The following is a 13401-nucleotide window of genomic DNA, read 5'->3' as shown; positions in this document are numbered from 1 at the left end:
TTCGGCTTTTTTTGTTCGTGTTACATCTGTTATAGAGTTTGTTACAATAGTCATACTGTTCGTTTAATACTTGCCATAGATTTGTTTCAGATTTAAATCATTCTAAAGCATTTACTCCTCAGTTATAAAGTAAAATAAATAAGTATTAATTAAAAACAAGTAATCATGAAAAATGTAATTACCTTTTTAATGTGCTCACTTTGTATCATCACGGGGATAGCACAGTCAGATTTAAGCGGGAACGCAATTGTTGTTCCTGAAAAAACACCCGAGCTTGAAGCTTTGTACCAAGAAGCTAAAACTCTTGAACAGAACGGCACGGCAGCCGAGATCAACGCCAACCGTATTGCCCTCAAAAACGCTTGGCAGGCAATTGCCCCTAGCGTGGCTGCACTTTATAAGCCAGTCGTAACAACCATTTATGCCGAAGTTGGAGGCGGTGGCAGCTATCGCTCCACTACTATAAACAAGCGCCCCGAGCAAACAAAATCTCCTGAAGATTGGGATACAGATCGATTGTTAAGAGACGATTATATTGATGGATTGGATATGGATGTTAATAGTGATGGCGATATCTATATAGCTGCCTTCGAAAATTTTACCGGAAGTGGCTCAGATTCAAATCTATATATATACCGCTCCACCGATGGAGGTAATACTTTTGTATTATGGAAAGATCAGCCCGTAATTAATTCTTTTTTCTCAAAAATACAGGCAATCTCCATAGACGGTACTGGTGATGAGTATTTGCTCGTTTATTCTATGTTCCAAAATGGTGTTTTTCAAGCTCTTAGATGGAATACGGCTACCGGAGATTTCACGTTCCAATCTGTGGCGAGCGATGTTACAGATTTTGGTGTAGACCGAAATTATCCTGGAAATACAAATGCACAACGGGTATTTGCAACTTATCAAAAAACCACAAGCTGTGCGGAAGTACATTCGGCTAGAAGTACTGCGGGAAGTTATGGATTTGATTGGGTAGATGAAGTTAGCTTAGGAACTTGTGGGCAACAAGTTGAGTTTAGCTATGGTCTTAATGGAGCTTGTTATGCTACATATACTGGAGCCACTTCAGGAAACTTATATGCAGAAGTAAATTCAAACTACAATGATCCTGCTTCTTGGGGCGCAAGGGAAACCGTTATAGATGGTAGTATAACAGAAGTATTAAATCCTACAATCCGCGCAGCTAGATTAGACCTTGCTAGTGATAAGGTTATAATTTGGGCATCACAAAGAGCAGCTGGATCAACTGACAATTTTAATGGTTTGGGATTAAAGCGCCTAAGCGGTGCGGCCTATGCCAATTTTAGCGGCTTCCCTTCTGGTGGGTCAGATTGGAGTATTGCACATACCGATAGTTGGGTACGCAAAGTTAATGGAACAGAAGAGATTCGCCTTTCCTACGTTCGCGACAATATCCCGAATACTTCAAACGACTCAAACAGATCTCTAACTTTTAACGGGACAGACTTTGACCCATTTGAACCAGTAGTAGACCCAACTAGAGATGTATTTGACGGCTTCCCATCAGTTACTGCTGAAACAGCTGACAACTTACCATGTATGGCTTTTGCCGGCACTAGTGCGAGCGGAAGTTTTGGTTTCGGGCTTTACTTTGACGCCAAAACAGTATTGATAGGTGTGGATGAAAACAGTTTCGAAGGTTTCAAATTCTATCCAAATCCTGCGCAAGATGTTTTGAATCTTTCTGCAAACAACACTATTGAAAATGTCTCGATGTTTTCCTTATTAGGCCAAAAAGTTTTTGAAACCTCAGTGGGCCAAAATGAAACTTCAATTAACATAGCATCCCTAACACCGGGAGTTTACCTTATGAAGGCTATGATTGATGGCAATTCTGCCACATACAAAATCATTAAACAATAAGAGGAGATTGTTTGATGTTGAAAAGAAGGGGTCGCTTTACGGTGACCCTTTTTTTTGAAATAATTTCCTATTAAAAGAATAGGTTGCGGCTTTGTTTTTGATAAATATTTTCAGAATCCAATAGCTATCGGGTCATTTCCTTATATTTACGGCATGCGCAAACTTTGTTTTATTTTATTCCTTTTTATAGCTGCGACGGGCTTTTCGCAAAGCGACGCTTTGGCTAAAAATTATTATGAACAAGGTCAATTTCAAAAAGCTTTGAGTATTTATGAAAAACTGAGCAAGCAAAACCCCTATCGTTTGGACTATTTTATGGCGATGGTGGCCGCCAATCAGCAGCTCGAAAATTTTTCCGAAACAGAAAAACTATTGAAAGAAAAGCTGGGAGACGGCCGTAATTTTCCACAGCTTTATGTAGAATTGGGGTATAATTATTCGCTTCAAAGCAAGACGGAACTTGCCTCTCAATATTTTAATAAAGCAATAGAAGCCTTGGATAAAAACCCAAATTATGCGTATAATATTGGAGTTACTTTTGAAAAATACAGCTTGCTCGATGAAGCCGTTTCTACTTATGAAAAAGCAATGGCCCTAAGCGACAAAATGGATTTTAACGCACAACTAGCGCAAATTTATGGCGAACAGGGAAAGCTTGAAAAAATGTTTAACAGCTATTTAAATCTCATTGAAAAGAATCTAAGTTTTAAAGCAGTGGCACAGCGCTATTTCAGTCTTTATACTACAGAAGACCCTACTAATGAAGCAAATATTATTCTTAAAAAAATACTTCTCCAGCGGTCACAACAAAACCCAGATATACTTTACAATGATTTGCTAAGCTGGCTGTTCATTCAACAAAAAGAATATAAAAAAGCATTTACACAGGAAAAAGCAATCTACAAACGCATTGGCGAAGACCTAAGTGGAATTACTGATTTGGCATATATTACTATTGCCGATGAAGATTATGATACAGGAAGGGAGATAGTTAATTACATTATTGACAATTCATTTACACCTCAAAACAAGCTTCAAGGCAATCAAATTTTGATGAAAATGGAGGTAAAAACCGCCACACCCAAAGAATACACAGAAGTAGAAAAAAAATTTGAAAGCCTATTGGACGAGTATGGCCGAAACCGCGAAACCTATTTGCTCCAAATAGACTACAACCACTTTTTGGGGTTTCAGCACAACAAAAAAGAGGTTGCCATTGAAAACCTAAAAGCTTTAGCAAAGGAAAAACTGACCCCCTACCAAGAAGCACGCGTGAAAATGGAACTTGGAGATATTTTGGTCTTTGATGAAAAATTCAACGAAGCATTAATCTATTATTCCCAAATCCAAAAAAAAGTGCAGAACGATGTTCTGGCACAGGAAGCCCGTTTCAAAGTAGCGAGAACCAGCTACTTTAAAGGCGATTTTGAATGGGCACAGGTGCAATTGGATGTGTTGAAAAAATCCACTTCTCAATTAATGGCAAACGATGCCATGCAACTCAGTTTGCTGATACGCGATAATTCTTTGGAAGACTCCACCCAAACAGCCTTAAAGAAATATGCTCGAGCCGACCTTTTGGAATTTCAGGATAAAGATGCAGAAGCCATTACCGCTTTGGAGGATATTTTAACCAACAATAAAGGTGAAAAAATAGAAGACGAAGCACTTTTGAAACAAGGCGAGATTTATGAAAAGACCGGAGAATATGTAAAAGCTGAATTCAATTACCTCAAAATAATTGAGTTTTACAATGATGATATTTTGGCCGACGATGCTCATTATCGCTTGGCAAAAATTTACGAAGAAAAACTGGACCAACCCGATAAGGCAAAAGCACAATACGAAGCGATTATTTTCAACTTTGCAGACAGTATCTATTTTGTAGAGGCGCGGAAAAAGTATAGATCACTTCGAGGAGATGCGATTAATTAAGCACCAAACTAAAAAGCACTAATAATTAAATCCCAAATTCCAAACCACTGTCAAAATATTCTTAGAATGCTTTTGGAATTTGGGATTTGAACATTGGAATTTTATAAAATATGTACATTTACAACATAACCATAAACATAGAAGAAATCATCCACGATCGCTGGTTACAATGGATGAAAACAGAACACATACCTGCAATGCTCGCCACGGGAAAATTTAGCAAAGCACTTATGGCGCGCGTAATTATTGAGGAAGAAATGGGAGGAATTACCTATTCGGTTCAATATACAACCGACAGCAAAGAAACCCTTAAAAAATATTATGCCGAAAATGCTGCCGAGCTCCGCTCACATAGCAAACCTTTTGAAGGGAAATTCGTAGCCTTCCGCACCGAACTTGAAATTATTGGCGAAGCCCATAACGAACTTTTCAAAAAATAGCTAAACTGCTCCGTATACTTTGCAAAAACCTTTACGTACTTTGCAGCTAAACAAGATTTCAGGTTTTTAAGTTTAAATGAAAAAAGAAAATCCAAATAAGCCAAAAGAACATTCAGAATCAGGAACGGTTCGTGCCAAAAAATACCTTGGCCAACATTTTCTGAAAGACGAAACTATTGCCGAAAAAATCGGGAACACACTCTCTTTGGAAGGCTATACAAATGTTCTTGAAATCGGACCCGGAATGGGCGTGCTCACCAAATATTTAATTCAACAAGATGTGGAAGTTATCGCGATGGATCTCGACAAAGAATCCATTGCATATTTGGAGGAAAACTATCCAAACAAAAATCTAAAAATCATTGAAGCAGATTTTTTGAAGTACGATCTTTCACAGCTTTTTGGAGAAGAACAATTTGCCATAACAGGCAATTTTCCGTATAACATTTCCACTCAAATTGTTTTCAAAACACTAGAATGGAAAGAGCAAATTCCAGAATTTACAGGAATGTTCCAAAAAGAAGTGGCGCAGCGTATTTGTGAAAAAGAAGGCAGCAAAACCTATGGTATCCTTTCGGTCTTGGCGCAGACTTTTTATGATGCTGAATATCTGTTCAACGTACCCCCTTCGGTATTCAATCCACCACCAAAAGTGGACAGTGGCGTACTTCGCCTTAGGCGTAAAGAAAACTTCACGCTTGCTTGCGATGAAAAAATGCTTTACAAGGTAGTTAAAACCGCTTTTCAGCAGCGTAGAAAAACACTTCGCAACAGCTTAAAATCCTTCAATATTTCCGATAAAATAAAAGAAGATGCTATCTTTGGCCAACGCCCGGAACAACTTTCGGTTTCACAATTTATAGCCCTCACCAAAAAACTGGAAAACGATGCAATTTCAACTGACAGATGAATTTATCGAGCAGGTTGAACAGCTCATTGCCACCAACAATGGCGAGGGGCTAAAAAATATTTTGCAAGATCTCCATTTTGCTGATGTTGCCGAAATCCTCCACGAACTCGATACAGACGAGGCAACCTATATCGTAAAGCTACTAGACAGCGAGATTACCAGTGAGATACTGATAGAGCTGGATGATGATTTTAGGGAACGTATTCTCGATAATCTTTCCCCTTCTGAAATTGCAGATGAACTGGATGAAATGGACACCGATGACGCGGCCGATATTATCGCCGAGCTTGATGACCACATTCAAAAAGAAGTAATCAGCCACATTGAAGATGATGAACACGCTGCCGATATTGTAGATCTGTTGCGATATGACGAAGATACTGCAGGTGGTTTGATGGCGAAGGAACTTGTACGTGTAAAAGAAACTTGGACTGTTGCTGGATGCGTTCGTGAAATGCGTAGACAGGCCGAAAACGTGACCCGCGTTCATTCCATTTATGTTACCGATAAACACGGGAAATTAAAGGGTAGGCTATCCTTAAAAGACCTTCTTACCGCCCCAGGAAAAGCACATATCAGTGAAGTTTACATCCCAAAAGTGGATTACGTAAACGTACACACCGAAGCCGAAGATGTAGCCCGAATTATGCAGAAATACGATCTGGAAGCCATTCCGGTGGTTGATGATGAAGGAATTCTGGTGGGTCGGATTACTATTGACGACATTGTGGATTTCATAAAAGAAGAAGCCGAAAAAGATTACCAAATGGCGGCCGGGATCTCCCAAGACGTGGAGGCGGACGACAGTATTTTTAAACTTACAAAAGCACGCTTACCATGGTTGCTGATTGGAATGATGGGGGGATTGGGAGCCGCTAGTATAATTACTGGTTTTCAATCCATGATGTCCACTTTTCCAAAAATCATAATTTTTGTACCGCTTATTCAAGCAACGGCTGGAAACGTTGGTGTACAGTCTAGTGCCATTGTGGTTCAAGGTTTGGCAAACGGTAGCTTAAAAGGAAATATTATAACGCGATTATTAAAAGAATCGCTACTCGCGCTTGTTAATGGAATTGCCATCGCTTTGGTAGTATTGGTTATTAGCCATTTCGTTTTTTTTACATCCTACTTAGAGTCAATTAGTATCGGCATTGCCATTGTCACCGTAATCATCTTGGCCGCCTTGATTGGTACTTTTATCCCTATTCTTTTGGACAAAAAAGGCATTGATCCCGCTGTTGCAACGGGTCCTTTTATAACTACCAGCAATGATATATTTGGGATACTTACCTATTTTCTAATCGCAAAATTGATTTTAGGATTTTGAAATCTGATATTTTTAAACACCGCTTCATCGTACCGGCCTCAGCCATCGATGGTTTAAACCACGTAAATAATGTTACCTATTTGCAATGGTGTCTGGATGCTGCGGAAGCACACTGGATTTCAAAAACTTCGGAAGAACAGCGGGAGAAAAATGTTTGGGTGGTTTTAAACCATTTTATTTCCTATAAAAACCCTTCGTTTTTAGGTGAAGAACTTGAAACCCAAACCTGGATTGAAAGTTATGAAGGCGTTAAAAGTGAACGGCATTACAAAATAATCCGTCCCTCCGATGGAAAAACAATTGTTGAAGCGACCACACTTTGGTGCTTCTTGGATGCAAAAACATTCCGCCCCACAAAAATTACTGAACTAATATCCAATCTTTTCATTTAAATTTGAAGGTAAACAAGTGACCTTCAAAACTATTATTTTCAATACTTTTGCGCTATAAAACTGCACCGCATTGAGCGTTTTCAAAAAACTGTTTAAACAAACATTTATTTACGGCCTCGCCACTGTATTACCAAGGGTTTTGGCAGTTATTCTCGTGCCGCTTTATGTGAAGGTTTTGTTGCCCGAGGAATACGGAATCTATTCCACGGTAATGGCTTTTTTAATTTTGGGAAATGTTTTACTGAGCTACGGAATGGAAACGGCGTTTTTCAGGTTTGTAACCAAAGATAAAGGGCAACAAAAAATCGTTCAATCCACAACGCTTACTTCAATCACGATTTCCACATTAATTTTTTTGGGAATCACGTTATTTTTCAGAAATTACATCGCAAATGTTTCCGAATTTAAACCTGAATATGTAACCTATGGTTTGCTGATTCTAGCCTTGGATGCCTTGGTGGTTTTACCATTCGTCTGGTTTCGCGCCAACGAAAAACCAATGCGTTATGCCACGATTAAAATCTTCAATGTAGTTATCAATCTTCTCTTCAACCTATTCTTTCTTTTGATGCTCCCGAAACTTGCAGAAAACAGCGATTATTGGAATTCCCTTTGGTTTCCCCAAAACAAAGTGGCTTATGTTTTCATAGCAAACCTTATTGCAAGTGCCATAACGCTTTTGGTGTTGCTTCCTCTTTATGTGAAAATTGGTTTTGGTTTCAGCAAAACTATTTGGAAACAGATGATGAAATATGCTTTTCCTGTGCTTATAGCCGGAATCGCTTTCAGTATAAATGAAGCTTTTGACAGAATTCTTCTGAAATATTTACTACCCGAAAATATTGCCGAAGTACAAGTGGGGCTTTATTCCGCCTGCTACAAACTGGGAATGTTTATGACACTTTTCGTAATGGCTTTCCGATTGGGCATCGAACCATTTTTTTTCAACCATTCCGGCCACACAAATGCAAAAAAAACGTACGCTACAATTACCAAATATTTTACGCTGTTTGGCTGCTTGATCCTTTTGGTAGTGGTTGTGTATATCGATATTTTCAAACGAATTTTAATTCCGAATAGTCAATATTGGGAAGCGTTGAAAATTGTTCCTCTCATCCTGCTGGCAAATCTTTTCTTGGGAATTTACCACAATCTTTCCGTGTGGTACAAAGTAACTGACCAAACAAAATACGGTGCTTACATTTCGGTGTTCGCAGCAATTGTAACATTGGTACTTAACTATGTCTTAATTCCTATAATTGGATATATGGGTTCTGCCGTTGCCACACTTGCAGCTTATGGCAGTATGATGGTGCTTTCGTACCTTTACGGGCGAAAGTATTACGACGTGCCGTACGAAGTTAAAAAAATATGTAGCTATTTATTGATTGCGATTGGTTTTTCAGCGATTTCCTATTATGTTTTTAACGGAAATATTTGGATAGGAACTGCGTTGTTATTAGTGTTTTCCATAATTATGTTCTTTTCTGAAAAGAAAGAATTTTTAAAAATCATCCGAAAATAATTTCAATGAAAATTAAAATAATCAACAAATCCAACCATCCTCTACCTTCCTACGAAACAATCGCTTCGGCAGGAATGGATCTGCGCGCCTGTGTTGAAGGGCCTTCAACTTTAAAACCCTTGCAACGCGCCATCGTTAAAACGGGACTTTTTATTGAACTGCCAATCGGTTACGAAGCCCAAGTGCGACCACGAAGCGGTTTGGCAGCAAAAAAAGGAGTCACCGTACTGAATTCCCCCGGAACTATCGATGCCGATTATCGCGGCGAGATTGGAGTGATTTTGGTTAACCTTTCCAATGAAGATTTCACTATTGAACACGGCGAGCGTATTGCACAATTGGTAATCGCAAAACACGAACGTGCGGTTTGGGAAGAAGTTGATGAGCTTACTGATACTTCGCGTGGTGCTGGGGGGTTTGGCAGTACTGGAGTAAAATAAAAAATTGAATTCAATCTAAAATAAATGAAAATAATAGTCCCAATGGCAGGCCGCGGAAGCCGTCTTCGCCCACATACACTTACTGTCCCAAAACCACTAATTCCCGTTGCCGGAAAACCTATCGTGCATCGTTTGGTGGAAGACATCGTTGGCGTTTTGAATGAAGATATTGATGAAATCGCTTTCATTCTTGGTGATCCTGCTTTTTTTGGAGACGAGGTTGTTGAAAGTTTAAAAGAGCTTGCTACAAATTTGGGTGCTAAACCAACAATATACCGCCAACTTGATCCAAAAGGAACCGGACACGCCATTATGTGCGCCAAGGATTCGCTTTCCGGGCCAGCAGTTATTGCATACGCAGATACTTTGATTCGTGCCGATTTTGATTTAGACAAGGAAGCAGACGCTGTAATTTGGACTAAAAAAGTAAATAATCCCGAAGCTTATGGCGTTGTGAACCTCAACGAAAAAAACGAAATAATCGAATTGGTGGAAAAACCACAAGAATATGTGAGCGACCAAGCCGTTATAGGTATTTACTATTTTAAAGAAGTGGCCGAGTTAAAAAATGAATTGCAATATGTATTGGACAACAACATCATTAACGGTGGAGAATACCAAATTAATGATGGTATAAAACGGATGATGGCAGCTGGAAAAATTTTCAAAACTGGCACGGTGGATGAATGGATGGATTGCGGAAACAAAGAGGTAACGGTTGAAACCAACAGGAAAATGTTGGGCTTCCTTTCTGAAGCAAATAAACCCTTGATTTCTGAAAATATCAGCAACGAAAATTCAAAAATAATTGCCCCTTGCTTTATAGGCAAAAATGTAACTTTAAAAAATAGTACTATCGGCCCTTACGCCTCTATTGGCGAAGGCACGGTAATTGAAGAAAGCACAGTAAAAAATAGCATTATCCAAACCCATTCAAAAATCAAGAACGCAAATTTGGACAACGCAATGATTGGCAATTATGCTACTTTTGATGGAAAGTTCACAAATGTGAGTATTGGCGACTATTCAGAATTGAAATAATTTATTCGTACAAGAACAGGAGGATTATAATTTGAAGCTACAACTGATATACATATTTTTAATTTTCTTCGGAATTCTTATTCCGAGGCATATCTCTGCCCAACAAATTAAAAACGATTCCATCCAAAACCCAATGGACGAATTGGGGGATGTTACCGATTCCTTTCAGGAAAACTTTTTTGAAGCATTGAAACAAAAAGCTATCGAGAATTACGAATTGGCCCTCAATGCATTGAACAAAGCCGAGAAAGCAGCAAAAACTGAAGAAAACAAAGCGGTTGTCTATTTTGAAATGGGTAAAAACCATACCTATCTAAAACAATACGCCGAAGCCGAGGCAGACTTCAACAAAGTATTGAAAAGTCAGGGCGACAGAATAGATGTATTGGAGCAGTTTTATGAGCTGTACTATCAACAGAAAGATTACGAAAAATCAATTCCACTGGTAAAACGGTTAATCCTTTTTGATGAAGACTACAAAGAAGATTTGGCCAACCTTTACACACTTGCGAAGCAATATGACAAAGCTTTAGAGCAATTGGATGAACTTGACCAAGTGTGGGGCGAAAGCGATATAAGAAACGCCCTGCGCGCCCAAATTTATCGAGCCACAGGCAATACCGAAGGTGCCATTGAAAATCTGGAGCAAAAAATAGACAACAACCCAAAAAACGAAAAGGAATACCTAAACCTCATCTTCCTTTATAGCGATCAAGGCAACAAAGAAAAAGCCTTCGACACTGCAAAAAATCTTTTGAAAAGCAACCCAAAATCGCAGCTGGTCCATTTGGCGCTCTACAAGTTTTATTTAGATGAAGGAAATACTTCAGATGCTATAAAATCCATGAAAAGTGTTTTTTCTTCAGAAGAGGTTGACAAAGAAACCAAATATAAAGTACTGGGTGATTTTATTCAGTTTGTAAATGAAAATTCAGAATATGAAACCGAATTGACGGAAATAGTAAATCAATTTTCTGTTGAAAACGGACGCGTTTATGAAAAACTCGGAGATTATTACGCTGTTAAAGATAGAAAAGAAGACGCGCTCAATGCCTATGAAAAAGGGATAGCTCAAGACCCAGACAATTACAACCTTTTGAAGAATACGCTTCTGTTTCAAATTGAATTCAAAAAATATGAAGCTGCTGCAAAATTAAGTGCTGAAGGCTTGGAAATTTTTCCCGCACAGGCACTTTTATATTTGCTGAACGGCGTTGCAAACAATGGGCTCCAACAAAGCGATACCGCAATAGAAAGTTTGGAAACTGGCTTAGATTTTATATTGGATGACCAAAAAATGAAACACGATTTTTACGAACAACTCAGCTTTGCATACGCTACAAAAGACGATGCTAAAAATGCTAAAATGTATTCCGAGAAAGCCGCAGCAGTAAAATTGCCGAACTAAAAAAACTATGAAACTGAAACCGTATTACCTTTTGTTATTATTAGTACTTGCTTCCTGCGGTGGCGCCAAGACTATTACAGATATTGAAAGTGCTTCAATTAAAGAAGTGATTTCTGCCCACAAAGCTGCAACTCCAGATTTTAAAACCTTGGCAGGTCGCGTACAATTGGTTTATGAAACCGATGAAAAGCTTCAAAGTATTACCGTGAGTCTTCGGATGGAAAAGGACAAAAGCATTTGGATAAAAGCTTCGGTTTTGGGAATTACCATTGCAAAAGTTTTAATAACGCCAACAAGTGTGAGCTATTATGAAACCATTGGAGGAACTTATTTTGAAGGCGATTTTGCACTTTTGGGCGAATGGATAGGCACACCGATAAACTTTCAGCAGGCGCAGAATATGCTTCTTGGGCAGTCCATTTTTACCTTAAATCCTTCGGAATATAAGACGGAGCTTTTTCAGAATAAATTCAAAATTCAACCTAAGCAGCAACCACAAAATTTTATACATTCGCTGTTTTTAAACCCAGAAAATTTCAAAATTGCTTCGGAAACATTATCACAGCCCAAAGAAGATCGTTTATTGAGTATTCGGTATGGCGATTATCAAAAAATTGAGGGTCAATATTACCCATCAACAATTTTGATAGACACTTCAGAAAAAGGTTCGAAAACGAAAATTGAAATGAATTTTAAAAAAATAGATGTGAATGTGGATGTGAGTTTTCCATTTGATATTCCGCAAGGTTACGAAGAAATCCAACTAAATTAAATGAAGCATTTTCGCACATATCTTTTTTTATTCATCTGTTTAATTACGGTTTCAACAGTTTCTGCGCAAATTGATAAACAAAAGGAACTGGAGGAAAAAAGACAGGCTATTTTGGAAGAAATAACGCAGATAAATTCGCTTCTTTTCAAAACAAAAAAGGAGGAGAAATCTGTGCTTTCACAAGTTCAAGACCTAAACCAACGCATTTCAGCTTCTGAAAATTTAATTCGCGTTACCAATCAACAAGCAAATTTACTTACCAGAAACATAAACGAGAATATCAATAAAATAAGTTCCTTGCGCGAAGAGCTGAAAGTAATGAAAGCGGATTATGCTGAAATGATTCAAAAATCATACAAGAGTAAAAACCAACAGAGTCGTGTTATGTTTTTGCTTTCTTCGGAAAACTTTTTGCAGGCCTACAAACGTGTTCAATATATGAAGCAGTATGCCAAGTTCAGAAAAAAACAAGGCGAGGGTATTAAAGCGAAAACTGAAGAACTTCAAAAACTCAATTCAGATTTAATAAGTCAGAAAAAAACAAAACAAAAACTGATTTCTGAAAACGAAGTTGCAAAAAGTAAACTAACTGAGGAACGCAAAGATCAACAAGCATTGGTGGCTACTTTGAAAAAGGACGAAAGCAAATTTACATCACAAATAAGGACAAAACAGAAAGAGGCAGACGAGATAGATCGCCAAATAGACGCATTGATTAGAGCCGCAATTGAGGAAGCTAACAGAATAGCGAAGGCAAAAGCAGAGGCTGAAGCCAAGGCGAATGGCACCTCAACTACGCCTTCCACCAAGAACGTTATTACCAAACCCGCAAAAACAGATGAGTTCGCTTTAACTGCCGAAGACAAAGCACTCGCCGCTAGCTTTACAAACAACAAAGGAAAACTTCCGTGGCCTGTGGAAAAAGGAATGGTAGTAAAAAGCTTCGGAACACACCAGCATCCACAATTTCCAAACGTTACCACCAATAGCAGCGGTGTGGAAATTGCAACTAGCGATGACGCCGATGTGCGCTCCATTTTTGAAGGGCAAGTAATGGCAATCCAGATAATAAAAGGGGCTAACAAAGTAGTCTTTATTCAACACGGGGACTATATTTCGGTTTACAGCAATTTGGCCACAGTTTCAGTGAAAAAAGGAGATAAGGTTACTACCAAGCAAAAAATAGGAACCGTGGCAAAGAGCCCTACGGAAGGAAAAACAGTTTTGAAATTCTACATTTATCAAAACAAGACAAAGATAAATCCAGCAGATTGGATTTATAGAATGTAAAAAAAGGGAGCCAATGGCTCCCTTT

12 protein-coding genes are annotated in these 13401 nt (G+C 38.5%); all 12 read left to right on the top strand.

Going from position 1 to position 13401, the window contains the following annotated elements:
* Positions 1 to 165 precede the first annotated feature (165 nt).
* Positions 166 to 1893: a T9SS type A sorting domain-containing protein gene (locus ESU54_RS01640; RefSeq protein WP_111842852.1), complete on the top strand. Its 1728-nt coding sequence runs from the start codon at positions 166 to 168 to the stop codon at positions 1891 to 1893.
* Positions 1894 to 2046: 153 nt separating this feature from the next.
* A complete protein-coding gene (locus ESU54_RS01635) occupies positions 2047 to 3828 on the top strand; it encodes a tetratricopeptide repeat protein (protein WP_111842853.1) in 1782 nt (593 codons plus the stop codon).
* 110 nt (positions 3829 to 3938) lie between these two features.
* The gene (locus ESU54_RS01630) at positions 3939 to 4268 is read left to right on the top strand and encodes a DUF4286 family protein (RefSeq protein WP_111842854.1); all 330 of its coding nucleotides are present in this window, start codon (positions 3939 to 3941) and stop codon (positions 4266 to 4268) included.
* Positions 4269 to 4344: 76 nt separating this feature from the next.
* Entirely contained in the window at positions 4345 to 5178 is an 834-nt protein-coding gene (gene rsmA / locus ESU54_RS01625; protein WP_111842855.1) for a 16S rRNA (adenine(1518)-N(6)/adenine(1519)-N(6))-dimethyltransferase RsmA, read from the top strand.
* The gene (gene mgtE / locus ESU54_RS01620; RefSeq protein WP_111842856.1) at positions 5156 to 6508 is read left to right on the top strand and encodes a magnesium transporter; all 1353 of its coding nucleotides are present in this window, start codon (positions 5156 to 5158) and stop codon (positions 6506 to 6508) included. The genes rsmA and mgtE overlap by 23 nt, the downstream gene beginning before the upstream one ends.
* The gene (locus tag ESU54_RS01615) at positions 6505 to 6900 is read left to right on the top strand and encodes an acyl-CoA thioesterase (protein WP_111842857.1); all 396 of its coding nucleotides are present in this window, start codon (positions 6505 to 6507) and stop codon (positions 6898 to 6900) included. The genes mgtE and ESU54_RS01615 overlap by 4 nt, the downstream gene beginning before the upstream one ends.
* Before the next feature lie 70 nt (positions 6901 to 6970).
* The gene (locus ESU54_RS01610) at positions 6971 to 8425 is read left to right on the top strand and encodes an oligosaccharide flippase family protein (protein WP_111842858.1); all 1455 of its coding nucleotides are present in this window, start codon (positions 6971 to 6973) and stop codon (positions 8423 to 8425) included.
* 5 nt (positions 8426 to 8430) lie between these two features.
* Positions 8431 to 8865 carry a dUTP diphosphatase gene (gene dut / locus ESU54_RS01605; RefSeq protein WP_111842859.1) on the top strand — a complete coding sequence of 145 codons (435 nt, stop codon included), beginning with the start codon at positions 8431 to 8433 and terminating at the stop codon, positions 8863 to 8865.
* A gap of 24 nt (positions 8866 to 8889) precedes the next feature.
* The gene (locus ESU54_RS01600) at positions 8890 to 9906 is read left to right on the top strand and encodes a sugar phosphate nucleotidyltransferase (RefSeq protein ID WP_111842860.1); all 1017 of its coding nucleotides are present in this window, start codon (positions 8890 to 8892) and stop codon (positions 9904 to 9906) included.
* A 31-nt stretch (positions 9907 to 9937) separates the two neighbouring features.
* On the top strand, positions 9938 to 11314 hold the full coding sequence (locus ESU54_RS01595) for a tetratricopeptide repeat protein (protein ID WP_111842861.1): 1377 nt from the start codon (positions 9938 to 9940) through the stop codon (positions 11312 to 11314).
* Positions 11315 to 11321: 7 nt separating this feature from the next.
* Complete coding sequence (locus ESU54_RS01590; protein WP_111842862.1) at positions 11322 to 12086, top strand: DUF4292 domain-containing protein; 765 nt, start codon at positions 11322 to 11324, stop codon at positions 12084 to 12086.
* Complete coding sequence (locus tag ESU54_RS01585; protein ID WP_111842863.1) at positions 12087 to 13376, top strand: murein hydrolase activator EnvC family protein; 1290 nt, start codon at positions 12087 to 12089, stop codon at positions 13374 to 13376.
* Positions 13377 to 13401 lie beyond the last annotated feature (25 nt).

This window comes from Aequorivita antarctica, from assembly GCF_007997155.1.
GTDB classification, from domain to species: Bacteria; Bacteroidota; Bacteroidia; order Flavobacteriales; family Flavobacteriaceae; genus Aequorivita; species Aequorivita antarctica.
Note: the sequence above shows the minus strand (reverse complement) of the source record. Positions and strands in the feature narration are given on the sequence as shown.